This window comes from Thermococcus aciditolerans, assembly GCF_008152015.1.
GTDB classification, from domain to species: domain Archaea; phylum Methanobacteriota_B; class Thermococci; order Thermococcales; family Thermococcaceae; genus Thermococcus; species Thermococcus celericrescens.
The window spans coordinates 1,578,678-1,602,856 of record NZ_CP041932.1; the positions used below are offsets into that span (position 1 = coordinate 1,578,678).

The following is a 24,179-nucleotide window of genomic DNA, read 5'->3' on the forward strand; positions in this document are numbered from 1 at the left end:
AAAGCAACCCCTCTGAGGTGATTTAAATGGCAGAACGAAAAAAACTCAAAATCTACATTCCCGGTATCAAATTCCCCTCAATCTCGCTCACGGGCAACTACTGCTCGCTGAACTGTGCCCACTGCGGGAGACACTACCTGGATGGCATGAGAAAGCCCACGAGGAGAGAGCTGGTTGATTACTGCGCCGGGCTCGAGAGGGAGGGCTACACAGGCTGCCTGCTGAGCGGTGGAATGGATTCGAGGCTCAAGGTTCCCATTGACAGGTACGCGGCTGAAATCAGGGAGATAAAGCGAAGAACGAGCCTCAAGCTCAACGCCCACGTGGGATTCATAGACGAGAACGATTTGGAGTGGGTCAAATACGTCGATGTCGTCTCCCTCGACTTCGTGGGCGATGACGAGGTCATAAGGCGCGTTTACAAGATAGACAAGACCGTGGAGGACTACCTCAAAATCCTCGACCTGCTCACGGGGGCGGGTGTCAGGGTGGCCCCCCACATAACCATAGGCCTCGACTTCGGCAGAATCGGCTGGGAATACAGGGCGATAGACCTGCTGATGGAGTATCCGATAGACGTCCTCGTGCTGGACGTGCTCATCCCCACGAAGGGGACGGAGATGGAGAAAGTTCCAAAGCCGGGCGTCGAGGATAGCCTGAAGGTCGTGAAATACGCGAGGGAGAGCTTTAGTGGGGAGCTGAGCATAGGCTGCATGCGTCCGCTGGGCAGGTGGCGCGTTGACTTCGACAGGGGGGCGATTCTGGCCGGCGTTGACAGGCTGACGAATCCGCCTAGAAAAGTTATCGAATGGGCAAAAAGTGTGAGGGACGTCGAGATAATCTACGAGTGCTGCGTTATGTGAAGAAGGCACGCGTCGGGCTCACCATTCCTCGCATCATCATAAATCAGAAAGGAGAACGCCGATCATCGCCCGATAAGACTAAAGCTCCTCCTTGACGGTCACAAATGACACCATCGTAACCGTCTGCCCGACGCCCTTTATCTCCCTGAGCCTGTCCACGACTATCCTTCCAACGGCCTCCGAGCTCGGGGCGCGCACCTTTATGAGCAGGTCCCACTCACCAGCTATTATGTGGACCTCGTAGACACCGTCGAGCGCCGCTATCCTCTCCGCCACCTCGCGCTGGCTCAGGCCGGAATCAGGCTCGTAGCGGGCGAGGATGAAGGCAGTGGTCCCGAGGTCGAGCTTTTTGTAGTCAGGCTTGACGGTGAACTTCTCGATGACGCCGTCCTCGACCAGCTTTTTGATGCGGTAGTGGACGGTGGTTCGGGGTATGCCGAGCTTCTTGCTGAGCGAGGCTATGTTCTCCCTCGCGTTCTCCTTGAGTTCCTTCAACAGCCTTAAATCGGTGGCATCAAGAGTGTTTACCATCGCAACCCCCTTCGTCATTCATTCAATTATTACTGTTAACTTTGGAACATGAGGCTTATTTAAGGTTTTCCTTTAGCCACTCTGAGAAGGCTTTTAAAGCCCTTCCACGATGTGATATACTGTTCTTCTCATCCGTTGTCATTTCGGCAAAAGTTCTGTCGAATCCCTGAGGCATGAATATCGGGTCAAAGCCGAAGCCGCCGGTCCCGCGCTTCTCCAGGGTTATCTCCCCATCGACGCGGCCCGTGAACAGGTGAACCTCACCGTCCCAGTAGGCTATCACGCTCCTGAAGTGTGCTTTTCTGTCCTCAACGCCCGCCATAAGCCGGAGGATGCCGTCTATTCCAAGGGTCCTGTAAACGTAGGCTGAGTACACACCCGGGAAGCCCCTCAGGGCGTCGATGAACAGTCCGGAGTCATCGAGGAAGAACGGGCCGCCTATCCTCCCGGCGAGCCACCGGAGGCCATACTCCGCCACCTCCTCGAGCGTATCGGCCTGTATCTCGGGGTATTCAAACCGGAGCTGGTAGACCTCAACGCCGAGGGGCTCGAAGTACTTCCTCGCCTCCTCAACCTTTCCGGGGTTAGAAGTGATAAAAGCCAGCCTCATACCATCACCGAAGGAGAAGGGGGAAGGTGGGTAAAAAAGGTTGCCGGTTCTTCAGTCGATCCGGTAGCCTATCTTCTCCACGAGCTCCCTGCGCTCCCTCTTGAGCTCCTCGTCCTCTATCCTGTTGGCGGCCTTGCCGTCCACGACTCCCAGGACGCTCCGTCCCAGGTCCGTCTCGGCTACTATGACCTGGAGTGGGTTCTCACTGGCCCCGTAGACCATAACCACTGCGGGATGGTTCTTGACGGCGTTGAGGACGTTTATCGGGAAAGCATTGCGCATGAGCACAACGAAGACGTGGCCCGCCCCAATCCTGAGGGCGTTCTTTGCTGCGAGCTTCTCCAGCTCCTCGTCGTTGCCGCTGAAGCGCGTCAGCTGGGGCTTCGCCTCGTTCATAGCAATCCCAAACTTTATGCCCGGAACCGTCGTCAGAAGGGTCTTGGCGAGGTCATCCACGGTGAATATAGAGAAGTTGCCCTGCCCGATTATGGCCTCGACGCCCTCCGGCTTTTCGATGTCAACGACCTCTATCTTTACCATAGTCACCACCGGAAGGATTTAATATCCCGACCGATATAACTTTTTCTCGTCCGATGAAATGGTGAGTAAAATGACCGAACCGGTCATGTCCGAGCTGGAGTTCCTGGTTGAAATCCTCGACAGGTACCCCATGGAGAGTCTGAAAAAGATAGCCAAGAGTGAGGGGATAGACTACTATCGGCTCAAGAGACTCTACGACAAGTATTACGGGAAATACCTGACCGTGAGCGCTTCTTACAACGTAAAAAAGATCGGACTGAGAAGCTTCATAACGTTTCTGAGCGTGCCGTCGGACAAGATAATGGAAGTCGCGTACCGGCTCATGAAAAACCCCTTCGTAAGCTACGCAAACCCAGCCTTCGGATTCAAGAACGGCTTCTCCATCGTGTTCCACATTCCCGACAAGCAGAGGAAGCTCATTGGGGAGATGCTCTCAAAGTACTCGGACGATTACGAGTACTACGAGGTGAGGGTGTATCCCTACAGCGGCGACGACAACTTTGGGGACTGGTACCTAAGCCACGATTACGCGGTTCTTATGGACATCCTCAAGTGGGACGCCCGAACCCCCATAACAGAGATAGCCCGAAGGCTGGGGAAGAGCCGTCCGACAATCAGGTATATGATAAACAGGCTCCAGGACGAAGAGATCATTAGGCGGTTCGTCCCCCTGGTGGACGTGAACGTTCACGACAGGGCCGTTATAGGGCTGGCGAAGGACCTCGATGAAACCATCCTTGAGAAGTTCAAGGAGTACGAGATAACGGTCGGAGTCCTGCCCGGCTACGGATACCTGCTTGAATGGTTCTTCTCATCAAAGGAAGACATGGGAAGCAAGATACTGGAGTTCAGCGGCTACGTGGAGAAGCTCCTCATCGAGTACATCGACCCCATTTTCAAGGAACTCAACGACAACAACCTGCGGGACAGGTATTCAAGAATGGTTAAAGAAGACGGGAGCGGATACCGCTCCATCCTGGAATTCTGACGTCAGAGGACTATCTGGCAGTACTCTATGCCGTCTATCTCGCCAGTGGCCTGATACTCGAGGGCCCTGCAGTCGTGGCAGATGTATTTGAACGGGCACGTACTGCAGGCCTCGATCTTATCTTTTGTCATCCTCCAGAACTCCTTGAGGCGCCTCTTCCGGAGCATCTTCTTAATCTCAACCTCCTTGGCATCCGCCACCACGTTATTCCTGAGGAGTGGGCAGGGAAGGGCGTAGCCGTCGGCCGTTATAGCAAGGGTCCCCGCCAGGCAGTCGTGGTACCTCTCGGTGGCTGGGTTGAGTATGCGCCTCAGCTCAATGACGTTGAAGTCGAGCTTCCTCGCGGAGCCGGGATAAAGAACGTCTATGTAAATCTCCCCCGGGAAGGTAGTCCTGAGGCCCCTAAGCTCGTCCAGGTCGGAACCTTTGATTATCACCAGGGCACCGTGGAGCCAGTCCAGAGCCTCAAGCCGCCGGATGTTCTCCGGGGAGTACTCGAGCTCAGCGATGAAACGGACGCCTTCCACCGGCTTTACCTCGTCCAGGTCATCGAGAAGAACCACAGCGTAGACCTCAGGAACACCTATCTCCACGGCGTACGCGGCCGTTGAAAGGAGGTGCCCGATGCTGTCGTAGTTGGTCAGCCAGAGCTCGCTTCCACCAGCCTCCAGAAACTCCCTGATAAGCTCCCTAACGCGCTCAACGCTCAGGGGGTCTCGGCGGAGGATAAAAGAGTTGTTCCCAATGCACCCAATCGAGCGGGGAATCCCGGTCAGTTCGGAGAACCTACCCCTACCCGCACCAAGCTGGAGTATGAGCCTCTCGAGTCCGCCGTTGTGGCGCCTGTTGCTCCAGGGGGGCTTTGCCACCGACGTTACCCTGGGGGAGAGGTCTATACCAAAGGAATGAGCGGTATCATAAGCCACTTTCTCCACCGAACATCACCACTGGGAGAATAGGGGGAATCGTATATATACTTTTTCTATTCCGATTTTGCATACCACTAAGAGCAGTCTGCAAAAAATGGAAAATTCACGGTCACTTCAGGGGAACCGTCCTGTCCCCCTCTATCCAGAACTCGCCCTCGTCGGTCACCTCCCTCTTCCACACGGGCACGCGTTTCTTCACCTCGTCTATGGCCCATTCACACGCTTCAAATGCCTCCTTCCTGTGCCTCCCGCTGGCTATGATGAGTATCGTATCCTGGCCGATCTCCAGCTCCCCGTAGCGGTGCCATATGAGCATATCAAGAATGGGGAACCTATCAAGGGCCTCCTTTCTTATCCGCTCCATCTCCGCCTCCGCCATCTCCGGATAGGCCTCGTATACGAGCTTCCTGACGCGCCTCCCGTGGTTTTCGTTCCGCACCTTGCCCAGGAAAAACACGTAGCCACCTGCCTCGGGAACGAGCAGGTATCCCAGTGCCTCATTCAGGTCGAAGGGTTCCTTCGTGAGCCTCACCTTCATATCGATCCCCCTTCGGTATAGGGCCCCGGAGATTAAAAACCGCGCGGTGGAAAGGTTTAAGTGGTTCCGACCGCAGCCTCTCCAGGTGGATGAGATGAAGAGGTACGCGCTCCTTCTCATCGTAGTCCTTCTGACCGACGCGGTAGCGGGCTGTCTCGGAGGGGGCGGCTCAAGCGTGACTCAAAGCACCACTGCAGAAAGCGAGAGCACCGCTCCAACCCCAACCACCGCCCACCAGACCACCACGACGCCGAGCCAGACCATGACTGAAACCCCCTCGGGGCCGGATGTAAACGCCCTGCTACAAGGGGTATCCGGGATCAGGCAGTTCACATACACAAGCAACACCAGCCTTGAGATGTTCGTGGCGATCGAAGGGAACGGCACCTCCCAGGGGGACAACGTGACCCTCCGCATACTCGAAAGGGGATACATGGACTTTGAATCCTGGAGCGCCTGGATAAACTCGACAACAGTCAGCCTGCCAGATGGGGCGAGGACCAACACATCGAGGATCGTCGTCGGCAACGTCACCTACATCCAGACCATCGTCGGCTGGGTGAGGACGGAAGACAGTACCGCGAGCGATATCCTCTGGAGGTACAGTATCGTCGGCCTCGCCAGGGAATACCTGAAGGAAAAGCCAGATTCGGTCGAGACTGGGGCCGTCACGAAGCTGACCTACCGCATCCCGGACTACCGGATTAAGCCCCTCGCGATGGTTTATTTCGCGGCGTCACCCGACACCGTTGTATACGTAAAGGACGGCCAGTTGGAGCTATGGTTCAGCGATGGAAGGCTTGTCGGGGGCAGACTGAGCTTCAGCGTTAGTTCGGAGACGAACGTTGATGACCCAACCCTCGGTAAGATGACGATAAAGCAGGACGGGAAGTGGAGCGAGACATTCGAGATAGACTCAATAAACGAGAAGAGGAGCGTGAAGGAGCCATCTACCTGAGCTCAACGACGTCGAAGGTGTTGAAGGCAAGATCAACTATGAGAAGTTTGTTCAGCAGGGGCTCACCGATGCCTGTGAGGAGCTTCACGACCTCCATCGCCTGAATCGAGCCGACGACTCCGGCAGTTGCCCCCAGGATGGGGAATTTCTCCTTCTTTTTCCCTACCCTCGGAAAGATTTCGCGCAGGCTCTTGGTGACGCCGGGCACCACTGTCGTGACCTGGCCGAAGGTACCTTCCACGGCACCGTGAACGAGGGGCACGCGATTCCACTGGGCGTAGTCGTCGAGCAGGAAGCGCGTCTCAAAGTTGTCGAGGCAGTCAACTATCACATCCACGCCCTCAAGAACCCCATCGATGTTCTCCTCGCTCAGCCTGCCGACGAATGTCTCGATCTCAATGTCGGAGTTGAAGCGCTCCAGCTTCCACCTGGCGGATAGTGGTTTCGGGTTCTTCCCTAAATCCTCCTCCCAGTGGAGTATCTGCCTATTGAGGTTGCTGAGCTCGGGCTCCTGCTCGTCTAGGAGGAGGAGTCTCCCTATCCCCGCGGCGGCGAGGTAGTAGGCGACGGGGCTTCCGAGGCCGCCGACACCGACGACGGCCACCTTCGAACCCTTCAGCTTTTCCTGACCTTCCCGCCCGAAGATCATTATCTGCCTGTCGTAGCGCTCGATCTCCTTTCCGCTCAGCATATCATCCACCGCTCACGGGGGGGAATAGCGCCACGATGTCGCCGTCCCTCAATACCTCGTCGAAGCGGACGTAGCGGCCGTTGCGGGAGACGTTGACGTCGGCGAGGTCGTCCTCCTCCGCGAAGACCTCGTTCCTGAGAACAGGATGCCTCTCCTTCAGCAGTTCGATGAGTTCGAGAACCGTTATCCCCTCTGGAACCTCAAGCTCCTCCTCGCCCTTCCCGACGAGGGAGCGGTAGCGGGCAAAATACCTGACCGTGACCCTCATTCACACCACCGAAAAAAGTTGGATGGAGGGTTAAAAAGGATTGCTGGACGGTTCCGCTACCACGGCACGCTCTTCCAGCCCATCCTGTAGGCGAAGTAGTTGGCCCCCCAGTGGACGAATGGCGAGACGACCAGAAGGAAGATTATCTGGCCTGAATCGAGGGTTTTAACAGGATACGCGAGGGCCAGGGCGGCTATGAGAAAGCCGAGCTGGTCGAGGCCTATGGCAGGGGCGCCACGCGGGAGGTTCGCGCGCCTCTTGAAGAAGCTCCCCACGAGGTCACCGAGAAGGGCACCGAACGAGAGCAGAAAAGCGAGCATGAGGGCGGTTTTAAGGGCCCCGTAGAAGCCCGGAGTGATGAAGTACTGAATGAGTCCCGTGAGGGTTCCGGCAGAAACCCCACCGATGAGGCCGCGCCAGGTCTTTCCATCCCCGAACACCCTTCGGCCGTCCCTCCAGTGTCTGCCGCCGTCTATGGGCCGCCCTCCTCCAACGAGCACGGGGGAGGCGTTGGCAACGTAGGCAGGCAGTATGTACCAGAACGCCCAGATGAGAGATGAAACGAACCCCATTATTCCACCCGTCTGGAGTATAGACCGTCGGTTTTAAAGCTACCGCTTTTCACCCGATTCGAGGCAGTTGAGAAGCCTCTCAAGGACCTCCTCGTCCTCATGTTCTATCAGGAACTTCAGAATCCTGCCGGCGAGTGCGTTTCCCTCCATTGCAAGTGCGATGCTTTCGCGTATTGACTCAGCCTCCTCTCCTTCTTCGCCCTCGAGTTCTAGCAAAGCCCTCTCGAGGTTGGCCCTCGTCTGCTGTATGTCCTCCATTATCTTCATGTAGTAGGCGGCCTGACGCCAGTCCTTCAGGAGCTTGGTGGCCCTGTAGTAGGCCTTCTTGTCGCCGGGCTTCTTTATCCTCACCACGAGCCCTATGCGCTCCATAAACTTGAGGGCGGTGCTCACGTGGGAGAGCGAGTATCCAGTGGTCTCCGCAATCTCACCCAGGCTCATCGGCTCGCTCGCAAGGAAGAGAACCCCGTATATGTACCCGTAAAGCTCGTTGAAGCCGAAGCGTCTCGCGGCCCCGGCAAAGTGCTCCATGACTATTCTCTTGGCCTCCTCAATACCCATCGTCCGCACCTCGATTTCATCCGTCGCCTCTGACAAAAGGTTTTTAAGTTCTGCATATTTAAAACTTTCGGAAGTTTCCGAAAGTTTGGAGGTAAGCTCATGGACGTGCTCAGGGGAGCGGCGAGGGTTATAGTCAGGTACAGGGTTGCCTTCGCGCTGATAGCACTGTTTCTGCTAGTCGTCTCCATCTATGGAATGAGCCAGCTTCGCTTTGAGAGCGACCTCAGCTCAATGCTCCCCGAGGGCAATCCGGCCATAGACGACTACAACGCCCTGCAGAACGAGTTCCAGAGCGGCGACAGCACGATAATCGTGGTGAAGATAGACTCAATCGAACCGAGCGGCGTTTACGACATCCGCGACCCGCAGGTTATAGAGGCAGTTTACGAGCTGGAGCAGCGGCTCAGGGAAAGGGAGTACGTAACGGATACGATCAGCATAGCCGACGTGTACATGCAGGTCCTCGGCAGGCTTCCCAGGACGGAAGAGGAGGCTAGGTTCGTCCTCGACATGCTCCCACCCGAGCGGAGGTACTCCCTGGTCAGCAGGGACTACACGATGACGATGATACTCGTCACGATAAGCAGGGAGAAGAAAACGGAGACGCTCGTGAGGGTGTACGAGGGAATCCAGGAGGACATGGAGAGCGTCAAGTTTCCAAAGAACGTCGAGATAATCCAGACCGGGAACATAGGCATAACCTACCGCATCCTCCAGCTCCTCCAGAGCGACCTCAACAAGACCATGGCCATATCCTTCATCCTCGTCATCGCGCTCCTGCTCTACTTCTACCGCTCCCCGGTAAAAGCCGCCATCCCCCTCATTCCCCTCGTCTTCGGAGTGGCCATGACGCTTGGATTCATGGGGCTGGCGGGCATTCCCCTGGATCTGGCGACGACCACGATAGGCGCGATGCTCATCGGTATGGGAATAGACTACGGCATCCACGTCACGAACCGCTACTACGAGGAGAGGCGCAACGGCAGGGACATCGAAGAGGCCGCGGCGGAGGCGGTCGCCGAAACGGGGAAAGCACTCCTCGGCGCGGCGCTTACGACAATAGCGGGCTTCGCGGCCATGTACCTCTCCACCCTCCCCATGCTCCACAACCTCGCAACCACACTCATCCTCGGTCTGAGCCTGGCGGCCCTCAACGCCGTTGTGATAACCCCCGCGGTCATAATTCTGGAGGAGGACGTTATGAAGAAGCTGAGGGGACACTACGTTCCCCCAGAAGTACGCTCGAGCTCGGGATTCATAGGAAGCGCCTTCCACTCCCTTGGGAAGGCGATAAAGGCAAGGCCCCACGCGTTTCTCGGGGCGGTTTTTCTGGTCACCCTGATCTTCGCCTACGGTGTGACCCAGGTTACAACCGAGGTGAGGCTGGAAAAGTTCATCCCCCCAGGAATGCCCGAGATAGAGGCAATCATGGACGTGAGAACTGAGTTTGGGGGCCAGGACGAGCTGTACGTGCTGGTGAGGGCGGACGACGTTAGGAACCCCGCCATCGTGAGGGCCATGTACCGCTTCGAGAATCAGGTGAAGGCGGACTCCTACTACAACGGGGTTTTCAGCTCCGAGAGCCTGGCCGACGTCGTTTACAGGCAGTACGGCCACATTCCAAACGACGATGAAAAGATAAAGGCGGCACTGGCCTCATACCAGGGATCCGGCCTGGTCTCATCGGATTACTCAATGGCAATAATCAAGTTCACGGGGGACTTCGGCGGTGCGAGTATGGACGAGTTCAGGAGGATAATGCGCTATTTCGAGGATGAGACGGCGCTGGCCCAGGGGACGGAGTTTCCGCCCGGGGTGAGGCTGGCCCTGACCGGCGATCTGTACCTGAACTACGTCCTCGACCAGCTCACCAGCGTTGAGATAAACCGCATCTCTACCTACGGAACGATCTTTGTTGTCCTCATCGTCATGCTTCTCTTCAGAAGAATCCGGGTGGCCCTGGCAATGATAACCCCCATGTTCCTCGGGGCGCTCTGGACCGTGGGCTTCATGGGGCTCGCGGGTATCCCCTTCACCCAGAGCCTCGCGGGGGTTATATCCATGATAGTCGGCCTGGGCGTCGATTACGGCATGCACCTCACCCACCGCTTCCTGGAGGAGATGAACGAGGGCAGCACGCGGCCGATAGTCACGGCCGTAGGGAGCGTCGGGCCGGGCATACTCGCCGGCGCACTGACGACCGCGGGAGGATTTCTGGCGCTCCTCGCGGGCGAGCTTCCAACGATACACGACTTCGGGGTCACCCTGGCCTTTGGAATATTCGCCTCGATGATGGCCGCGTACCTCGTCACGCCCGCGCTGCTGCAGGTCTTCTACGGACGGAATATCGGAGGTGATAGGGAATGAAAAAGGCCGCGTTCATGGTCATTTTAATGCTCATTCTCCCTCTGGGAGGAAAGCTTGCCCTTGCAACGTACGAGGCCCTCCTCTTCGACGGATACATGGATAAAGGGGAATCGATCCTGGTGGGGCCCCTCGTGATAACCCTAGTGGACACGACGGTCAACTACACCACGGGGGATGAATACGCACTGTTCATAATAACAAAGGACGGTCAGCTAATCGGAGGAAAGTACGTCACCATATACGTCCCTGATCCAGAAAAGATGGCACGTCTTTTGGCAAATCCAGAGTTCCTGGTGGCCCTGGCCGAAACCCAGGGCTATGACGTGGAGGAGTGCGCGGGATACGTGAACGACACCGCGGAGTTCAACGCCTGCCTGCTGGCCAACGCCTACGGCTTTTACCAGTGGCTCAACCACGCGTCCCCCGAGGAAATAGCAAAGGCGGTTATGCAGACCATAGACGAACATCCGGAGCTCGGAATAACGAAGGAGGACGTTACCAAACCGATAACATACCCCGAATCGATGCCGATCAAAGAGGGCGATACCGTGGAGTTCATGGTGGACAACAGAACGGTCACGCTGAGCGTTCCTGAGGTCTACCCCAACGTCGCCAGGGTGATTGTGAACGGACCTTCCCAGTGGAAGGGAGCCACGGCCCCCGGAAACATCGTATCAACCGTCAGGATCACGGAATACGTATATCCCGGGGACACAGCGACGGTGGAGGTGACGCTGAAGAACGAGGGTGCCACGAAGGCCAGATACGTTAACGTCTTCGTATCCCCCGAACCGATAGCGTTCAACAACACGCCTTCCCTCGCCAGCGGTCTCTCCGCAGTTCTCTCCCAGGGCAAGTTCTCTCAGGAGGTCTTCTATCCAAAGTGGAGCTCGGTCCAGTACGTAGAGTACATCGAACCCAAGGGAAGCACCACGCTGACCTTCAAGATTAGGGTAAACCCCAACGCAGACATCGGGATATACCCCGTGTACGTGGGCATCATCTACTTCACCGGCGTGGGAGAAAACATGCGTATGGTTCAGTCATACAACGTGGTCGCGCTGAGGATATACCAGAAGCGCAGTGCGTTCGTTGAGATAACCCGGGTCGAGACGGAACCGATGGAGATAAGCCCTGGGGACACATTCACCGTGCGCTTCACCCTTGAGAACCCCGGTGCCGAGCCGGTTAAGGCCCTCAGCCTGAAGATAAGCTCATACAAAGTGCCCGTCCAGGGAGAGATAAAGAACGTTGACCTCTCGGCACTCTCGCAGCTTCCGCTGCAGGGGAGCGAGCAGCTCAGCGGAAGCCTTCAGGACGCGCTCAATCAGATAATGGCCCAGCTCGCCAAGCAGAACATAGAGGCATTCCTGCCCATTGGAGAGGACAACGTGAAGTACGTGGCGGAACTTCAGCCGGGAGATAAAACAACCCTCGAGTTCAGAATCAAGGCCAACGACAGGCTGGAGAACGGCATATACCCGCTCAGGATAGAGCTGAAGTACCTCACCGAACCGAGCGAGGAGGAGATAACCGACGAAAGGCTGGTTGGAATAGACGTAACCGGAAGGGCGCAACTGATACTCTCAAAGGTCTCAACGTCCCCGGGCAAGATAATCCCTGGAACCGACAACATCGAGGTTGATTTCCAGGTGGACAACGTCGGGACCGGGACTGCAAGGACAGTGATAGTGAAACCAATGCCGGAGTGGCCCTTCTCACTCAGCGAGAGCAGCGAGCAGATGCTTGGCCTCGGAAGCCTGGGAAAGGGTGACTCCGCACAGTCATCCTTCAAGATAAACGTCGCCAATAACGCCAGTTCGGGAACCTACGAGATACCTCTGCTCGTGACCTACACCAACGACCTTGGTATAACGAAGAACGTCACGCTCAAGGTTCCGGTCATAATCGGCGCGAAGCCGAACATCGAGGTGGTCGGGGTACGCTTCGACCCCGAACCCCTCCAGGGGGAGGCCGTCAACGTCTACATCAAACTGAAGAACACCGGCGGCGAGAAGGCCACGAGCGTTCTCATCGAGGGCGTCGTGAAGGCGGATCAGCCCTTCAGCCTGGACAAGAGAACGGATTACATCGGGGACCTTGCCCCTGGGGCGGTCGGGGAAGGCGTGATAGTCCTCAAGATAGACAAGAACGCGATACCCAAGGACTACAGCATAGGACTGCGGATAAGGGCCGTCGGTGACCCCAACCAGGGGGACGACAACGTCTACGTCTTCGAGAGAACCGTCGTCATGACCGTGGGGGAGAACACGAAGACCGAGAGCAACCTCAGAAACCTGGCGATCGCCATCGGGGCCCTGGTGGTTGTAGTGGTGCTCTACACGTACATGAGGGGCCGGAAAAAGTGAGCGGGAAACATTTAAACGATCTTCGACGGAAGAAAGAACACGGTGGGAGAAATGAACCCAAAATACATAATCCTCGGACTGGCACTGGTCTTCATCGTATGGGCCGGGTACGTTGCCTACGCCGCCTCGACGCTGAGCCCGTCGATCAACGCCCAGTGGGGCTACGTGGACGAGGAAACAACCGAGATATGGATAGACGCAAAGCTCAACAGGCCCCTCCTCATCCCCGCCTCGATAGAGAACATGACCATAGAGTTCACCGGGATACCCATTGCACGGGTCGAGAGGTTCGACTACAGCGCAACCGGCAGCGACGTGAGCATGGTTATGGCGATCGACAACCACAACCTCGTTCGCTCCCTCGCCAGGTACCTCGATGATGGACAGCGGGGCACGGTTCTCATAACCCTCCACGGGAAGCTCCTGAAGGTGATACCCGTCGATGCGGACATTCAGCAGGAGATAAGTGAGAACGTGCTGGCGTACCTCAACTTCACCGCGGAGAGCAAGGAGCTCGCGGGGGGACTGGTCAAGAGCCCTGCGCTGGTTGAGACGACCTTCGACTGGGCCGGCGAGCGGGACGGAAAGGCCGTTATCATAGCCCACATGAAGTTCTACAACCCCAACAGGTTTCCAATCCCCGTGAGCAACGTGAGCTTCGACGCCTACGCCAGCGGTATCAAAATCGGCTACGGGAAGACCATCAAAGGGGCAATCATACCGGCCAACGGCTACGCAACCATCGACGTCGAAACCTACATCGAAGAGGACTCCCTGCCGAAGGTCTGGGAGATACACATCAAGAGCGGCGAGGTCAGCAAGGTCAGGGCGGATATATTCTTCGACCTGAACGTTATGGACCAGCACTACAGCGTGAAACTCGCCAGCTACGAAGAAACCATCCAAACAGACATAATGGGCGAGCTCAACAGGATGCTCGGGGATATGCTCGGATGAAAGTTTTTAAGGGGCCTTTCTTTTTCCCTCTCTGGTGGGAAAAATGAACGTGAGAGAGATTCACGAGTTCCTCAACGAGATGTGGGAGAGCATATTCACCCTCAACGAGGAGCTTAAGCTCGAGCTCCCGAGGGAGGGCTTCAGGGTAGAGGACGTTGAGGAGGCCTTCGGTGCATACCTCTTCCTGGACGGCGAGTGGAGGCTCATGAAGTACCCGCACCCGGCCTTCGAGATAAAACCCCAGATTGAGGTTGGCGCGACGCCGGAGAGCTACTACTTCGTCGTCGCCGTTCCAAAGGAAAGGATAAGCGAGAACTTCGTGGGCCTGTTCGTTGAGATATTCCCAAGGAGCTTCATATACGGCGCCCAGGACTTCCTCAGCGACGTATACAACTGGAGGCGCGATGGAAGGGTCTCCCCGACCGAGATACTTGAGAAAATCGAAGGGAGCAGTGAAAACCTCTTCCAGTTCGAGGCGAACTTCGGGAGCGCCGGGGCACTGAAGCAGGGGATTCTGAGGCTGATAGACCTCGGAAAGCGCTTTGAAATCTTCGACCTCTGAGGTGTCGCCATGAAACCGGAGGAAGCATTTCCTGAGGAGCTCAGGGAGTACTACCGCGGCCTTTTTGGGGAGGAAGCGGAGGATATAATGGCATCCCTCAGAACGCCGGTGGAGAAGTACTACATCCGAGTGAACACCCTGAAGACGAGCAGGCAGAAGCTCATGGGGATACTCAGGAAGGAGGGCCTCAAGCCAAAGCGAAGTCCCTACCTCAAGGAGGGGATATACTTCGAGCGCGAAGGCCCAAACTTCCCGGACGACTACGAGCCCGGTCTCCCCGTCGTCCGCGCCAACAAGTTCGCGAGCGAGAGCGTCTATCAGGGGGCGATGCTCTACGCACCAGGGGTTCTGCAGGCGGACAAAAAAATCAAGCCCGGTGACGAGGTCGAGATACGCGACCCGAGGGGACTTCTCGTCGGAATAGGCATCGCCAGAATGAGCGCCAAGGAGATGATAGTCTCGACAAGGGGACTGGCCGTCGAGGTTACCCTGCCGAAGTTTAAGCTGCCGAGTTTGAGTGGGCTCCAGAGCTTCAGGGAGGGCCTCTTCTACGCCCAGAGCCTGCCCTCGATGGTTGTGGCTCACGTTCTTGAGCCGAGCGAGGAGGAGCTGATAGTGGACATGGCCGCAGCGCCCGGAGGAAAGACAAGCCATATAGCCCAGCTCATGCAGAACAGGGGCGAGATAATAGCGATGGACAAGTCCAGGAACAGGCTGGGGAAGATGGAGGAGGAACTCAAAAGGCTCGGCGTAAAGAACGTTAAGCTGATCCACATGGACTCACGGAAGCTCCCGGAGCTGGGAATCGAGGCGGACAAGATACTGCTCGACGCACCGTGCACCGCCTTAGGAATAAGACCGAAGCTGTGGGAGAGCAGGACGCCAAAGGACATTGAGGCCACCGCACGCTACCAGAGGCACTTCATCAACGCCGCCATAAAATCCCTCAGGAAGGGCGGCGTTCTCGTTTATTCGACCTGCACGCTCAGCTACGAGGAAAACGAGGCCAACGTGAAGTACATTCTCGGCAAAGGTTTAAAGCTCGAAGAGCAGAGCATCTTTATAGGTTCGAGTGGTATGGGCATAGATGAGGTTCAGAGGTTCTATCCGAACAGGCACCTGACCCAGGGCTTCTTCATAGCCAGGTTCAGGAAGGTGTAGGCATGGACTGGAAGAAGTACTCCCTCCTGGGCCTCGGTCTGCTCATAATAATCCTCCTGGTCTGGTGGGCCGGCCTAAAGGACGTTATCGAGATACTGAAGGGCGCGAGGTTGGAGTACTTCGCCCTGGCGGTTCTGGCCTACGTCGCGGCCGTCATCATGTGGGCGCTGCGTTGGCGCGTCCTGCTAAAGAGCCTCGGCATAGACGCCCCGTTCAGAACCATAGTGGCTGGTCTCTTCGTCGGGGTCTTCATAAACAACGTAACCCCCGGCGCCAGGGGCGGCGGCGAGCCCGTCAGGATGTACTACATCTCCAAGCACACGAAGCAGCCCTACGGCCACGTCTTTGCGACCATAATGATGGACAGGATAATGGACGTCATTCCGGTCGTCGTCATGCTCCTCCTGGCGACAATCTACGTCTACAACCTCGGTTCGTTCTCGCTCACGCTGACGCTGCTCCTCCTCGACGTATTCTTCGCCATAATAACCCTCGCCACCGTTGGAATACTCCTGAGCGAGAGGAAGACGAAGAGAATCCTTTACTGGTTCTACCGCCTCTTCGGGAAAATAATGCCCAAGAAGGCAGCCAAGTACGAGGAGAAGTTCGTCCACGCCGTCGAGGTGAGCGTTCCCCAGTTCCAGGAGAACTTCAAACTCCTGATGAGGCACAAGGTGGCCTTCACGCTGTCGCTGATTTACTCATTCGCCTTCTGGTTCCTCGTCCTGCTCCGCTCCTACTTCATCTTCATCAGCATAAACAGCCCGATAAAGCTCCTCGACGTCATGGTCGTCCAGATGATAGGCATAGTGGTGGGAATGTTCATGATAATCCCCGGCGGAGCGGGAATAACAGAGGCCATAAACTCGGCCGTTTACGTTCTTCTGGGCATAAACAAGGAGATAGCGGTGACCGCAACGTTGCTGGAGAGGCTGATATCCTACTGGGCGCCGACGGCGATAGGAGGCGGTATAATGACCCACTTCGGCATCAAGGTGAGCCAAGACAAGAAGAAGCTTGAAGCGGAGGACGACAATGATATAAACGATGAACCCCAACAACGAGTTTGACGGTGTACATCATGGACTGGAAAAAAGGTGTTTTTTTCATTGGGGCCCTTATAGTCATAGGCGCCCTCATTAACTGGGCCGGAGCCCAGGGAATAGCCGAAATCCTCCGGGATTCGGACGTTAAGTACTTCCTCCTCGCCATCCTCGTTTACGTTCTCACCCTGGTCGCCTGGGCGCTCCGCTGGAAGGTTCTTCTCAAGGGGCTCGGGATAAAGGTCTCGTTCAGGGCAGTTTTCTCGGCCATATTCGTCGGAATGTTCTTCAACAACATCAGCCCCGGTGCCAAGGGGCTGGGGGAGTTCATAAGGGTCTACTACCTCGCCAAGAGGGTGAAGAGTCCCTACGGGCCGATGACCGCGAGCGTTATGATGGACAGGATTCTCGACCTGGTCCCCATCGCGGTGATGATGGTTGTGGCGACCCTCCACGTCTACTGGCTCGGCGAAACCGGCCTTACAATCCCCATAATAATTCTCGATGTGGTTCTCATGGCCTTCTCCGCCCTCGTGATATGGCTCCTCATGAGCGAGACCAGGGCCCCATGGGCAGTATGGTGGATTTACCGGCTCTACCACAGGATATCCGCGGGAAGGGCCGAGAAACGCAAGGATTCCTTCCGGAACATTGCGGAGGTGACAATTCCCAGGCTCCAGTCAGACTTCAGGATTCTCTCACAGGACAAGATAGCAACCGCCGTGGCACTCTTCCACTCCTTCGTTTACTGGGGTCTGACGATACTCCGCTACCACCTCGTCTTTCTTGCAATACGCTATCCGATAGCCCCGATGGACATAACCGTCGTTCTGGTAGTGTCCATGGCCGTCGGGATGTTCGCAATAGTGCCGGGAGGGGCAGGAATAATAGAGGCCGTCAACTCAGCGGTGTTCATCGCCCTGGGAATAAACCCGGAGTACGCGGTCACGGGGGTTCTCCTAGAGAGGCTGGTATCCTACTGGGGGCCGACAGTTGTAGGCTCCTTCGTGACCGCTGGCTACGAGGCCGAGGTTCCCGAGGAGGAGCTTCCGCTCCCCGCCCCGGATGAAGAAACACTGAAGAAGAAAATGGGAGAGGAAAAGAAAGGGGAAAGGGATGGGTCATGAAGTTCGGGATAGTGGCCAGAAGGGACAAGAAGGCGGCACTCAAGCTCGCCTACCGCGTCTACGACTTCCTCAAGGTCAGCGGGTACGACGTCTGCGTGGACAGCGACACCCACAGACACCTGCCGGAATTCCAGGAGGCGGACGTCTGCCCACTCGAGGACTTCGACGTGGACTTCATCATCGTTATCGGCGGCGACGGGACCATACTGCGGGTCGAGCACAGGACAAAAAGAGAGATACCGATCCTCGGAATAAACATGGGCACGCTGGGATTCCTCACGGAGGTCGAGCCCCACGAGGCCTTTTTCGCCCTCAGCAAGCTCATAGAGGGGGACTACCATATAGACGAACGCATAAAGCTGAGAACCTACCTCAACGGGGAGAACACTGTTCCAGACGCCCTCAACGAGGTGGCGATTCTGACGGGAATCCCGGGAAAGATAATCCACCTCAGGTACTACATCGAGGGCGGGCTGGCGGACGAAATCCGGGCCGACGGCCTGATAGTCTCGACGCCGACGGGCTCGACAGGCTACTCAATGAGCGCTGGCGGTCCCTTCGTTGACCCCCGCCTGGACGTGGTCGTTATAGCCCCCCTCGCCCCCATAGCGCTTAGCTCCCGACCGATGATAATCCCATCCTACAGCACGATAGACGTGAGGAACCTCGCCCTCGAGAGGGAGATAATACTCGCCATAGACGGCCAGTTTTACACCTACCTGAAACCCGAGACAGAGATAACGATAAAGCTCTCACCCAGGAGGACAAAGTTCGTGCGCTTCACGGACGAGGTCTATCCAAAGTACACCGCAAGGCTGAAAAACAGGTTTTAACCCTTCGGGCAGGCAACTCCCCAAATCCCTTCAACACAGCCATCGGGGAAAAAATCACAGGGGTTCGAATTCTTTGAGTAAAAACGATTTTTCGCGGGGCGAGATAACCGCGTCGTCCACGAACACCATGAGCGTAGCGTTGAACGCCATCAGGTAGTCCTTGACGTTCACCAGAAACTTGAAGACCGTCCTGAAGTCGTTGTAGAGCAGGAGATATTCCACAGAGTCTATAACGACGACGGATCCGGGATTCCGCTGAACGAACTGGAGTATGCTGTCCTGAAGGAGGTGGAGGGCTGTGGGGGGGATACCCCCGGAAACCTGAGTTATCCAGACCGCCTCAACGTGGCCCCTGTTGAAACCTTCGTACAGGTCAGGGGCGCGGGTAACAGCAAAAATCGGAAAATCGGCACTTTGAGAAGCTCTATGATATCCGCAAGCCTATATTTGGAGAAGATAACGTAAGCACTCATCGATAGTGGGGACTTACCCGGGGAACTGCGAACCCGAACTTTCGGCTTTGAGCCAACCTCCACGGCAATGGACGGCATGTACCTTCTCTCAACCAGTGTAATGTAATGCACCACCGAGTAGATAACACCGAGTATGGAAACGAAATAGAGGGCCCATTCAATGGCATAAAAAGTATCCCCACAGCAGAAATCATCGATAACATCAAGGAGCCTCCCGACCTCAGCAAGCAAAAGAAACACAAAGGAATATTTTATCAGAATATTAAGCTCCGAGTCATACTTACCCATACGGCGATACAGAAAGATCACAACGTAACCAATCGCGAGCAGAAGGACGAGGTCCATACCCAACGTGTACCACGGAACTATCAGCCCCATACTACCTCCACCTCATCGGTGCGGAACTTCTGATGCACCACGGTGTCCTCCAGCGAGAAGCGCACCCCCCCGCGGTACATTCTCAATCCGGTGTAGGCGATCATCGCCCCGTTGTCCCTGCAGAGGTCGTAGGGCGGAACGAAGAAGTCGATACCCCTGTCCTCCGTCATCGCTTTCAGCATCTCGCGGAGGCGGTTGTTGGCGGCGACGCCGCCGACTAGGACGACCTCATCCTTGCCGGTGTGAGCCACGGCCCTCTCAGTCACCTCGACGAGCGCCGAAAAGGCCGTTTCCTGGAAGGAGTACGCCAGGTCCTCCACGCGGTACTTCCCGGTTCTGTACTTCCTAACGGCCTCCGTGAGTATCCCCGAGAAGCTCAAATCCATCCCCTTAACCGCGTAGGGGAGCTCTATGTACCTCTCTCCCCTGAGGGCGAGCTTCTCAATCTTCGGCCCACCTGGAAAGCCTATGCCCAGCTCTCTCGCGAAGGTGTCTATCGCGTTGCCTATGCCTATGTCGAGGGTCTCGCCGAAGACGCGGTAGCGGCCGCCTTCAAGAGCAAGAACCTGCGTGTTCCCGCCGCTGACGTAGAGGCCGACGGGGTCCCTAACGCCGAACATCTTGGTTATCTCCACGTGGGCGATGCAGTGGTTGACGCCGATTATGGGCTTCCGGTATTTTATCGCCAGCGCCCTCGCCGCCGTGGCAACGACGCGGAGACACGGTCCCAGCCCCGGCCCCTGGGAGAACGCTATAACGTCAACGTCCTCCATGTCTATTTCAGCCTCTTCAAGGGCCTTTCTGAGAAGGGGCTTTAGAAGCTTCGAGTGATGTTCAGCCGCCTCCTTGGGGTGTATTCCGCCCTTCTCGGTCGTGAGAGTGTGGAATACGTTGGCCAGAACCTCTCTCTCGGTAACGATGCCTATGCCGAGAGTGTGGGCGGTACCTTCTATACCGAGCGCGATCATAGCGTTCTCAAATGAACCTGAAGGGTATAAAAGGCTACCGGAATTGAAACATGTACCGGAGTGACCTCCTCCCCGCCCTAAAGGGCGAGGCTTGTGGAAGAAAAAAGTCAAAACGTTATCCCCTCGCTAGCCAGGCGAGGGCTTTGGCGGCCCTCTCCGGGGTCGAAAAGTTCTTGATTCCGTGCTCTTCCAAGAGCTCAACACCCTCCCGTACAAGCTCCCCCGCCATGAAGTTAACGATGACCGGCTTATCGCATTCGGCCTCGATGATGGCTTTAGCTATCTCCTCGCTGGGCAGGAAGATGGGCGGCACGCAGATGACGAGGAGCGAATCCACGTTCTCATCCCTGCAAACGACCTCAATGGTTCTCCTATACCTCTCGTAGTCGGCGTCGGCTATCAGGTCTATCGGATTCCTCGTGGAGCACTGGGGAGGAAGGAATGAGCGGAGTTCGTCGAGGGTTTCATCGCCCAGCTTAGCCATCTCAAGGCCCAGCCTTTCGAGCTTATCCGTTGCGAGAACACCCGGTCCACCCGAGTTAGTGATTACCGCGACTCGCTTTCCGGCTTTGGTGTACATCTCGAAGGCCTTGGCAGCATCGAAGAGCTCCTCCATCTCCTCGACCTCGATGGCACCGGCCTGCCTGAAGGCCGCTCTGTAAATCTCATAGCTCCCCGCGAGCGAACCGGTGTGGGAAGCCGCAGCTCTGGCCCCACCCGCGCTCTTGCCGGCCTTGAGGATTATGACAGGCTTTCTAGCCGTCGCGTAGCGGAGGGCCTTCAAAAACCGCCTGCCGTCTCTAACGCCCTCGATGTAGAGAGCGATGACCTTTGTGTTCTCGTCGTCCGCGAAGTACTCCAAAAAGTCGCTCTCGTTCAAGTCGGATGCGTTTCCATAGGAAACGAAGGCGGAAAAACCGATTCCCTCGTCGTTGCCCATAGCTAAAGCCGCCCCTCCGAAGGCACCGCTCTGGCTGATCAGCGCTAATCCCCCGGGCCTAACGCGAACCTCAAAGGAGCCGAAGAACTTCCCGTGGACGCCGAATATTCCAGCGCAGTTGGGTCCGATGAGTCTGATGCCATGTTTTTTCGCTTTTTCAACCAACTCACGCTCAAGCTCCTCGTTCCCAACCTCGGAGAAGCCGGCGCTTATGACGACGGCGCCCGTGATCAGGGGGCCGATTTCGTCCATGAGTTCCGGAACGAACTTTGCCGGAATCGCGATTATGGCTGTGTCAACGGCCTCGTCAAGCCTCTCACGGATTTGGAGGGTCCTCCCGGCGACCTCAACGGTTCCACCCTTCGGGTTGACTGGGATTATTTCACCCTCAAAGCCGCCCTCCACGATGTTTCGGAGAATTTCGTAGGCTATGGCCCCCTTTTTGAACGAGCCGAACACCGCGACGCTTGAAGGGTAAAAGAAGTAATCCACATCACCACCTCCGAAAGAATCTCCACAGGCAATAAAAAAGCTTATTGGTTCGTCGCCCAAGGTACCCCCATGAGGAAGAAGTACAGAAAAGTCGTCGTCGGCGGAACCTTCGACAGGCTTCACCTGGGGCACAAGACCCTGCTGAGGAAGGCCTTCGAGGTGGGGGAATACGTTTACATAGGGCTGACATCTGACGAGATGATCAGGGACAAGCCCCACGCGGAAAAGATACTCCCATACGAGCTGCGCCTCAGGGATTTAATCAAGTTCTTCGAGGTCCACGGCTACTCCGGCTACCGCATTATCAAAATTCACACGGCGATAGGCTTCGCAGGGGAAATGAGGGGCCTCGAAGCCATAGTCGTGAGTGAGGAGACCTACAAGGGTGCCCTGGTGGTCAACCGGGCGCGTGAGGAAAACGGGCTGAGACCGCTTGAGATAGTAACCATCGGCCTCGTGAGGAGTTCCCTCGGCTCCAAAATCAGCTCCTCCCTCATAAGGGCAGGCCTCATAGACCCGTTTGGGAGGCCGGTTTCCAGTGGAAACGAAACTCCCCGACGGAAAGACGTTTAAGCCCTCGGGTAATAACACCTACGGTGATACCAATGTCGAAGCTGAAGGAGCCGATTATAGCGATTAACTTCAAGACCTACGCCCAGGCCACGGGCGAGGGCGCCCTGAGGATAGCCAAGGCCGCCGAGAAGGTTTGGAAGGAGACTGGGATAACCATCGTTGTTGCGCCACAGCTGGCCGACCTCTACAGAATAGCCCAGGAGGTCGAGATTCCCGTCTTCGCCCAGCACATTGACCCGATAACGCCGGGCAGCCACACCGGCCACGTTCTGCCGGAGGCCGTGAAGGAGGCCGGAGCGGTGGGAACGCTGCTCAACCACTCCGAGAACAGAATGGTTCTGGCGGATCTGGAGGCCAGCATAAGGCGCGCCGAGGAAGTCGGACTGATGACGATGGTCTGCTCCAACAACCCGGCCGTTAGCGCGGCTGTGGCGGCACTCGGGCCGGACTACGTTGCAGTCGAGCCCCCGGAACTCATAGGTACTGGCATTCCGGTCAGCAAGGCCAAGCCGGAGGTCATCACCGACACCGTTGAGCTGGTCAAGAGGGTCAATCCGGACGTCAAGGTTCTCACGGGCGCGGGAATAAGCACCGGCGAGGACGTCAAGAAGGCCCTTGAGCTCGGGAGCGTCGGAGTGCTCCTCGCGAGCGGTGTAACCAAGGCCAAAGACCCGGAGAAGGCGATAAGGGATCTGGTGTCGCTGATTCTCTGAGCCCTTTTCAACTTTTTCTGGAGCAGAATGGGCTTAAGATTTATAAGTGGAGACTCTGCTTTTTCTATCGGGCAGCCCCGTGGTGTAGCGGCCAAGCATGCGGGACTTTGGATCCCGCGACCCGGGTTCGAATCCCGGCGGGGCTACCATAGAAACTTTGCCTTCGCAAAGTTTCATCAAAGTTCGTAGCTCCTTTTTGAAGAGTTAAGTTCTCGGTGATTTTCTCTCCAAAACTGCTGTTTTAAGGGCGAGGGCTTGCCAAATTGCTCTCTGTGCGAGGGTTTAACTTCAAAATAGACGCCCGTAGGGCGTCAAGGGGAAGTAAACCCCATTTTAATGGGTTCTTTAAAGTGTTCTCGCTTGAAAAATGGCAATGAAAACGCAAAATCCTTCACTATTTGGAAGTTCTTTGTGGTGAGCTACTAACTTTTGGTGAAGCTTTTCCCAAAAGCTTCAAAACGCAAACTCCTCCACGCCAAAGCTCTCCACGACCCTCTCGAAGTCCGTCTCCGGAGCGTAGGTAAAGCCGCACGTGGTGCACTTAAGGACGCCGTTCTCCTCGCTCAGAGGTGAGAAGCAGACGGGACAGCGGTACTCCTCGCGGCTCAGCCCCTCGTAAACCTCGTCCTTCATGACGAGCAGGTTGAGCTCGACCTCCCAGTCCTCGTGGAGCATTCCCCAGTAGGGAGTCTCAAGGGGATAAAAATCCTCAAGGATCAGGGCGTTTATTCCGATGCCCCTGATTCCAGGCGGTAGCTTGCCGGTCGGCTCTATGCTCACCACGTACTGGTCGTAGAACTCGATGTTCTCGGCGCGAACCGTCAAGCCGTGGGAGAGCCTTGAACGGAGGGGGATCACCTGAAGGAAAAGGCTTTCCCTCTCAACGTCCCAACTGGCGCTTACAGAGACGCTCCCCTTCGTGAAGAACTGGGTGATGTAGCGGTCGTCCCTCTCTTCGCCGGCTAGGTGAAAACCCAGCTTGCCCATCGCCCTTCCAAGGAAGTTCGGCCGGGGGAGCTTCCGATAGTTGATCAGATACTCCCCTATCCATCCCGCGAGGGGCATAGAATAGCCTATGAACACCTGCCTCTGAACCCGCAGGTAGGCCACGCTGGGGAGCAATTTGAACCCTGGGTTCATTCCCATCAAAGAAAGAGCGGCATAATGATATATA

The 24,179-nt window shown here is 56.4% G+C and carries 27 protein-coding genes and 1 tRNA gene; 14 read left to right on the forward strand and 14 right to left on the reverse strand.

Features of this window, described 5'->3' with window-relative positions; genetic code table 11:
* The first annotated feature begins 26 nt into the window (after positions 1 to 26).
* On the forward strand, positions 27 to 863 hold the full coding sequence (locus FPV09_RS08745) for a radical SAM protein (RefSeq protein WP_148883111.1): 837 nt from the start codon (positions 27 to 29) through the stop codon (positions 861 to 863).
* Positions 864 to 941: 78 nt separating this feature from the next.
* Here the strand turns inward: FPV09_RS08745 and FPV09_RS08750 are convergent, their stop codons facing one another.
* From FPV09_RS08750 to FPV09_RS08760, 3 genes are read right to left on the reverse strand one after another with little or no spacing between them, the layout of a single operon-like run.
* A complete protein-coding gene (locus FPV09_RS08750; protein ID WP_148883112.1) occupies positions 942 to 1,394 on the reverse strand; it encodes an Lrp/AsnC family transcriptional regulator in 453 nt (150 codons plus the stop codon).
* Between the two features lie 55 nt (positions 1,395 to 1,449).
* Entirely contained in the window at positions 1,450 to 2,004 is a 555-nt protein-coding gene (locus FPV09_RS08755; RefSeq protein ID WP_148883113.1) for an XTP/dITP diphosphatase, read from the reverse strand.
* Between the two features lie 51 nt (positions 2,005 to 2,055).
* Positions 2,056 to 2,544, reverse strand: a complete 489-nt coding sequence (locus tag FPV09_RS08760) for an adenosine-specific kinase (RefSeq protein WP_014013047.1) — start codon at positions 2,542 to 2,544, stop codon at positions 2,056 to 2,058.
* A 70-nt stretch (positions 2,545 to 2,614) separates the two neighbouring features.
* Between FPV09_RS08760 and FPV09_RS08765 the strand changes: the two genes are divergently transcribed.
* Positions 2,615 to 3,532, forward strand: coding sequence for an Lrp/AsnC family transcriptional regulator (locus FPV09_RS08765; RefSeq protein WP_148883114.1), 918 nt, complete (start codon positions 2,615 to 2,617; stop codon positions 3,530 to 3,532).
* Positions 3,533 to 3,534: 2 nt separating this feature from the next.
* On the opposite strand, the gene FPV09_RS08770 is transcribed toward FPV09_RS08765, so the two are convergent.
* Positions 3,535 to 4,467, reverse strand: a complete 933-nt coding sequence (locus tag FPV09_RS08770) for an SPASM domain-containing protein (protein WP_148883115.1) — start codon at positions 4,465 to 4,467, stop codon at positions 3,535 to 3,537.
* Between the two features lie 103 nt (positions 4,468 to 4,570).
* Positions 4,571 to 4,999: a molybdenum cofactor biosynthesis protein MoaE gene (locus FPV09_RS08775; RefSeq protein ID WP_148883116.1), complete on the reverse strand. Its 429-nt coding sequence runs from the start codon at positions 4,997 to 4,999 to the stop codon at positions 4,571 to 4,573.
* A 94-nt stretch (positions 5,000 to 5,093) separates the two neighbouring features.
* Between FPV09_RS08775 and FPV09_RS08780 the strand changes: the two genes are divergently transcribed.
* Positions 5,094 to 5,957: a hypothetical protein gene (locus FPV09_RS08780; protein ID WP_148883793.1), complete on the forward strand. Its 864-nt coding sequence runs from the start codon at positions 5,094 to 5,096 to the stop codon at positions 5,955 to 5,957.
* Here the strand turns inward: FPV09_RS08780 and FPV09_RS08785 are convergent.
* From FPV09_RS08785 to FPV09_RS08800, 4 genes are read right to left on the reverse strand one after another with little or no spacing between them, the layout of a single operon-like run.
* Positions 5,950 to 6,648 carry a ThiF family adenylyltransferase gene (locus FPV09_RS08785; protein ID WP_148883117.1) on the reverse strand — a complete coding sequence of 233 codons (699 nt, stop codon included), beginning with the start codon at positions 6,646 to 6,648 and terminating at the stop codon, positions 5,950 to 5,952. The genes FPV09_RS08780 and FPV09_RS08785 overlap by 8 nt on opposite strands.
* A 1-nt stretch (position 6,649) precedes the next feature.
* Complete coding sequence (locus FPV09_RS08790) at positions 6,650 to 6,916, reverse strand: ubiquitin-like small modifier protein 1 (RefSeq protein WP_058939049.1); 267 nt, start codon at positions 6,914 to 6,916, stop codon at positions 6,650 to 6,652.
* 56 nt (positions 6,917 to 6,972) lie between these two features.
* Entirely contained in the window at positions 6,973 to 7,488 is a 516-nt protein-coding gene (locus tag FPV09_RS08795) for a CDP-2,3-bis-(O-geranylgeranyl)-sn-glycerol synthase (RefSeq protein ID WP_148883118.1), read from the reverse strand.
* 39 nt (positions 7,489 to 7,527) lie between these two features.
* Entirely contained in the window at positions 7,528 to 8,049 is a 522-nt protein-coding gene (locus FPV09_RS08800) for a GbsR/MarR family transcriptional regulator (protein WP_148883795.1), read from the reverse strand.
* Positions 8,050 to 8,148: 99 nt separating this feature from the next.
* Between FPV09_RS08800 and FPV09_RS08805 the strand changes: the two genes are divergently transcribed.
* From FPV09_RS08805 to FPV09_RS08840, 8 genes are read left to right on the forward strand one after another with little or no spacing between them, the layout of a single operon-like run.
* Positions 8,149 to 10,416: a hydrophobe/amphiphile efflux-3 (HAE3) family transporter gene (locus FPV09_RS08805; RefSeq protein WP_210411123.1), complete on the forward strand. Its 2,268-nt coding sequence runs from the start codon at positions 8,149 to 8,151 to the stop codon at positions 10,414 to 10,416.
* Positions 10,413 to 12,785, forward strand: a complete 2,373-nt coding sequence (locus FPV09_RS08810) for a COG1361 S-layer family protein (RefSeq protein WP_148883119.1) — start codon at positions 10,413 to 10,415, stop codon at positions 12,783 to 12,785. The genes FPV09_RS08805 and FPV09_RS08810 overlap by 4 nt, the downstream gene beginning before the upstream one ends.
* 51 nt (positions 12,786 to 12,836) lie before the next feature.
* Complete coding sequence (locus tag FPV09_RS08815) at positions 12,837 to 13,742, forward strand: LEA type 2 family protein (protein ID WP_148883120.1); 906 nt, start codon at positions 12,837 to 12,839, stop codon at positions 13,740 to 13,742.
* A 43-nt stretch (positions 13,743 to 13,785) separates the two neighbouring features.
* A complete protein-coding gene (locus FPV09_RS08820) occupies positions 13,786 to 14,304 on the forward strand; it encodes a DUF3201 domain-containing protein (RefSeq protein WP_058939054.1) in 519 nt (172 codons plus the stop codon).
* A gap of 9 nt (positions 14,305 to 14,313) precedes the next feature.
* Complete coding sequence (locus tag FPV09_RS08825; protein ID WP_148883121.1) at positions 14,314 to 15,465, forward strand: RsmB/NOP family class I SAM-dependent RNA methyltransferase; 1,152 nt, start codon at positions 14,314 to 14,316, stop codon at positions 15,463 to 15,465.
* 2 nt (positions 15,466 to 15,467) lie between these two features.
* Positions 15,468 to 16,535 carry a lysylphosphatidylglycerol synthase transmembrane domain-containing protein gene (locus FPV09_RS08830; protein WP_148883122.1) on the forward strand — a complete coding sequence of 356 codons (1,068 nt, stop codon included), beginning with the start codon at positions 15,468 to 15,470 and terminating at the stop codon, positions 16,533 to 16,535.
* An 11-nt stretch (positions 16,536 to 16,546) separates the two neighbouring features.
* On the forward strand, positions 16,547 to 17,635 hold the full coding sequence (locus FPV09_RS08835; protein ID WP_148883123.1) for a lysylphosphatidylglycerol synthase transmembrane domain-containing protein: 1,089 nt from the start codon (positions 16,547 to 16,549) through the stop codon (positions 17,633 to 17,635).
* On the forward strand, positions 17,632 to 18,468 hold the full coding sequence (locus FPV09_RS08840; protein ID WP_148883124.1) for an NAD(+) kinase: 837 nt from the start codon (positions 17,632 to 17,634) through the stop codon (positions 18,466 to 18,468). Before FPV09_RS08835 ends, FPV09_RS08840 begins: the two co-directional genes overlap by 4 nt.
* A gap of 54 nt (positions 18,469 to 18,522) precedes the next feature.
* Here FPV09_RS08840 and FPV09_RS08845 read toward each other — a convergent pair whose 3' ends face one another.
* The 4 genes from FPV09_RS08845 to FPV09_RS08860 form a co-directional block, all read right to left on the reverse strand.
* Positions 18,523 to 18,867 carry a DUF835 domain-containing protein gene (locus FPV09_RS08845; protein WP_148883125.1) on the reverse strand — a complete coding sequence of 115 codons (345 nt, stop codon included), beginning with the start codon at positions 18,865 to 18,867 and terminating at the stop codon, positions 18,523 to 18,525.
* A complete protein-coding gene (locus FPV09_RS08850; protein WP_148883126.1) occupies positions 18,795 to 19,319 on the reverse strand; it encodes a hypothetical protein in 525 nt (174 codons plus the stop codon). Before FPV09_RS08850 ends, FPV09_RS08845 begins: the two co-directional genes overlap by 73 nt.
* Entirely contained in the window at positions 19,310 to 20,287 is a 978-nt protein-coding gene (locus FPV09_RS08855; protein ID WP_148883127.1) for a bifunctional N(6)-L-threonylcarbamoyladenine synthase/serine/threonine protein kinase, read from the reverse strand. Before FPV09_RS08855 ends, FPV09_RS08850 begins: the two co-directional genes overlap by 10 nt.
* Before the next feature lie 115 nt (positions 20,288 to 20,402).
* Positions 20,403 to 21,719 carry an acetate--CoA ligase family protein gene (locus FPV09_RS08860; RefSeq protein ID WP_148883128.1) on the reverse strand — a complete coding sequence of 439 codons (1,317 nt, stop codon included), beginning with the start codon at positions 21,717 to 21,719 and terminating at the stop codon, positions 20,403 to 20,405.
* Between the two features lie 69 nt (positions 21,720 to 21,788).
* Between FPV09_RS08860 and coaD the strand changes: the two genes are divergently transcribed.
* The 3 genes from coaD (at position 21,789) to FPV09_RS08875 (ending at position 23,154) form a co-directional block, all read left to right on the forward strand.
* On the forward strand, positions 21,789 to 22,292 hold the full coding sequence (gene coaD, locus FPV09_RS08865) for a phosphopantetheine adenylyltransferase (RefSeq protein ID WP_148883129.1): 504 nt from the start codon (positions 21,789 to 21,791) through the stop codon (positions 22,290 to 22,292).
* Positions 22,293 to 22,324: 32 nt separating this feature from the next.
* Positions 22,325 to 23,005, forward strand: a complete 681-nt coding sequence (gene tpiA / locus FPV09_RS08870) for a triose-phosphate isomerase (protein ID WP_148883130.1) — start codon at positions 22,325 to 22,327, stop codon at positions 23,003 to 23,005.
* 73 nt (positions 23,006 to 23,078) lie between these two features.
* Positions 23,079 to 23,154 (forward strand) — tRNA-Gln (locus FPV09_RS08875).
* Positions 23,155 to 23,458: 304 nt separating this feature from the next.
* Here the strand turns inward: FPV09_RS08875 and FPV09_RS08880 are convergent.
* Entirely contained in the window at positions 23,459 to 24,145 is a 687-nt protein-coding gene (locus tag FPV09_RS08880) for an eL43 family ribosomal protein (protein ID WP_148883796.1), read from the reverse strand.
* Positions 24,146 to 24,179: the final 34 nt, after the last annotated feature.

Excerpts from the sequence above, each read along its gene's own strand:
- FPV09_RS08745 (WP_148883111.1), top strand. The coding sequence starts at position 27 with ATGGCAGAACGAAAAAAACTCAAAATCTACATTCCCGGTATCAAATTC.
- FPV09_RS08750 (WP_148883112.1), bottom strand. The coding sequence starts at position 1,394 with ATGGTAAACACTCTTGATGCCACCGATTTAAGGCTGTTGAAGGAACTC.
- FPV09_RS08755 (WP_148883113.1), bottom strand. The coding sequence starts at position 2,004 with ATGAGGCTGGCTTTTATCACTTCTAACCCCGGAAAGGTTGAGGAGGCG.
- FPV09_RS08760 (WP_014013047.1), bottom strand. The coding sequence starts at position 2,544 with ATGGTAAAGATAGAGGTCGTTGACATCGAAAAGCCGGAGGGCGTCGAG.
- FPV09_RS08765 (WP_148883114.1), top strand. The coding sequence starts at position 2,615 with ATGACCGAACCGGTCATGTCCGAGCTGGAGTTCCTGGTTGAAATCCTC.
- FPV09_RS08775 (WP_148883116.1), bottom strand. The coding sequence starts at position 4,999 with ATGAAGGTGAGGCTCACGAAGGAACCCTTCGACCTGAATGAGGCACTG.
- FPV09_RS08780 (WP_148883793.1), top strand. The coding sequence starts at position 5,094 with ATGAAGAGGTACGCGCTCCTTCTCATCGTAGTCCTTCTGACCGACGCG.
- FPV09_RS08785 (WP_148883117.1), bottom strand. The coding sequence starts at position 6,648 with ATGCTGAGCGGAAAGGAGATCGAGCGCTACGACAGGCAGATAATGATC.
- FPV09_RS08790 (WP_058939049.1), bottom strand. The coding sequence starts at position 6,916 with ATGAGGGTCACGGTCAGGTATTTTGCCCGCTACCGCTCCCTCGTCGGG.
- FPV09_RS08795 (WP_148883118.1), bottom strand. The coding sequence starts at position 7,488 with ATGGGGTTCGTTTCATCTCTCATCTGGGCGTTCTGGTACATACTGCCT.
- FPV09_RS08800 (WP_148883795.1), bottom strand. The coding sequence starts at position 8,049 with ATGGGTATTGAGGAGGCCAAGAGAATAGTCATGGAGCACTTTGCCGGG.
- FPV09_RS08805 (WP_210411123.1), top strand. The coding sequence starts at position 8,149 with ATGGACGTGCTCAGGGGAGCGGCGAGGGTTATAGTCAGGTACAGGGTT.
- FPV09_RS08810 (WP_148883119.1), top strand. The coding sequence starts at position 10,413 with ATGAAAAAGGCCGCGTTCATGGTCATTTTAATGCTCATTCTCCCTCTG.
- FPV09_RS08815 (WP_148883120.1), top strand. The coding sequence starts at position 12,837 with ATGAACCCAAAATACATAATCCTCGGACTGGCACTGGTCTTCATCGTA.
- FPV09_RS08820 (WP_058939054.1), top strand. The coding sequence starts at position 13,786 with ATGAACGTGAGAGAGATTCACGAGTTCCTCAACGAGATGTGGGAGAGC.
- FPV09_RS08825 (WP_148883121.1), top strand. The coding sequence starts at position 14,314 with ATGAAACCGGAGGAAGCATTTCCTGAGGAGCTCAGGGAGTACTACCGC.
- FPV09_RS08830 (WP_148883122.1), top strand. The coding sequence starts at position 15,468 with ATGGACTGGAAGAAGTACTCCCTCCTGGGCCTCGGTCTGCTCATAATA.
- FPV09_RS08835 (WP_148883123.1), top strand. The coding sequence starts at position 16,547 with ATGGACTGGAAAAAAGGTGTTTTTTTCATTGGGGCCCTTATAGTCATA.
- FPV09_RS08840 (WP_148883124.1), top strand. The coding sequence starts at position 17,632 with ATGAAGTTCGGGATAGTGGCCAGAAGGGACAAGAAGGCGGCACTCAAG.
- FPV09_RS08850 (WP_148883126.1), bottom strand. The coding sequence starts at position 19,319 with ATGGGGCTGATAGTTCCGTGGTACACGTTGGGTATGGACCTCGTCCTT.
- FPV09_RS08855 (WP_148883127.1), bottom strand. The coding sequence starts at position 20,287 with ATGATCGCGCTCGGTATAGAAGGTACCGCCCACACTCTCGGCATAGGC.
- coaD (WP_148883129.1), top strand. The coding sequence starts at position 21,789 with ATGAGGAAGAAGTACAGAAAAGTCGTCGTCGGCGGAACCTTCGACAGG.
- tpiA (WP_148883130.1), top strand. The coding sequence starts at position 22,325 with ATGTCGAAGCTGAAGGAGCCGATTATAGCGATTAACTTCAAGACCTAC.
- FPV09_RS08880 (WP_148883796.1), bottom strand. The coding sequence starts at position 24,145 with ATGAACCCAGGGTTCAAATTGCTCCCCAGCGTGGCCTACCTGCGGGTT.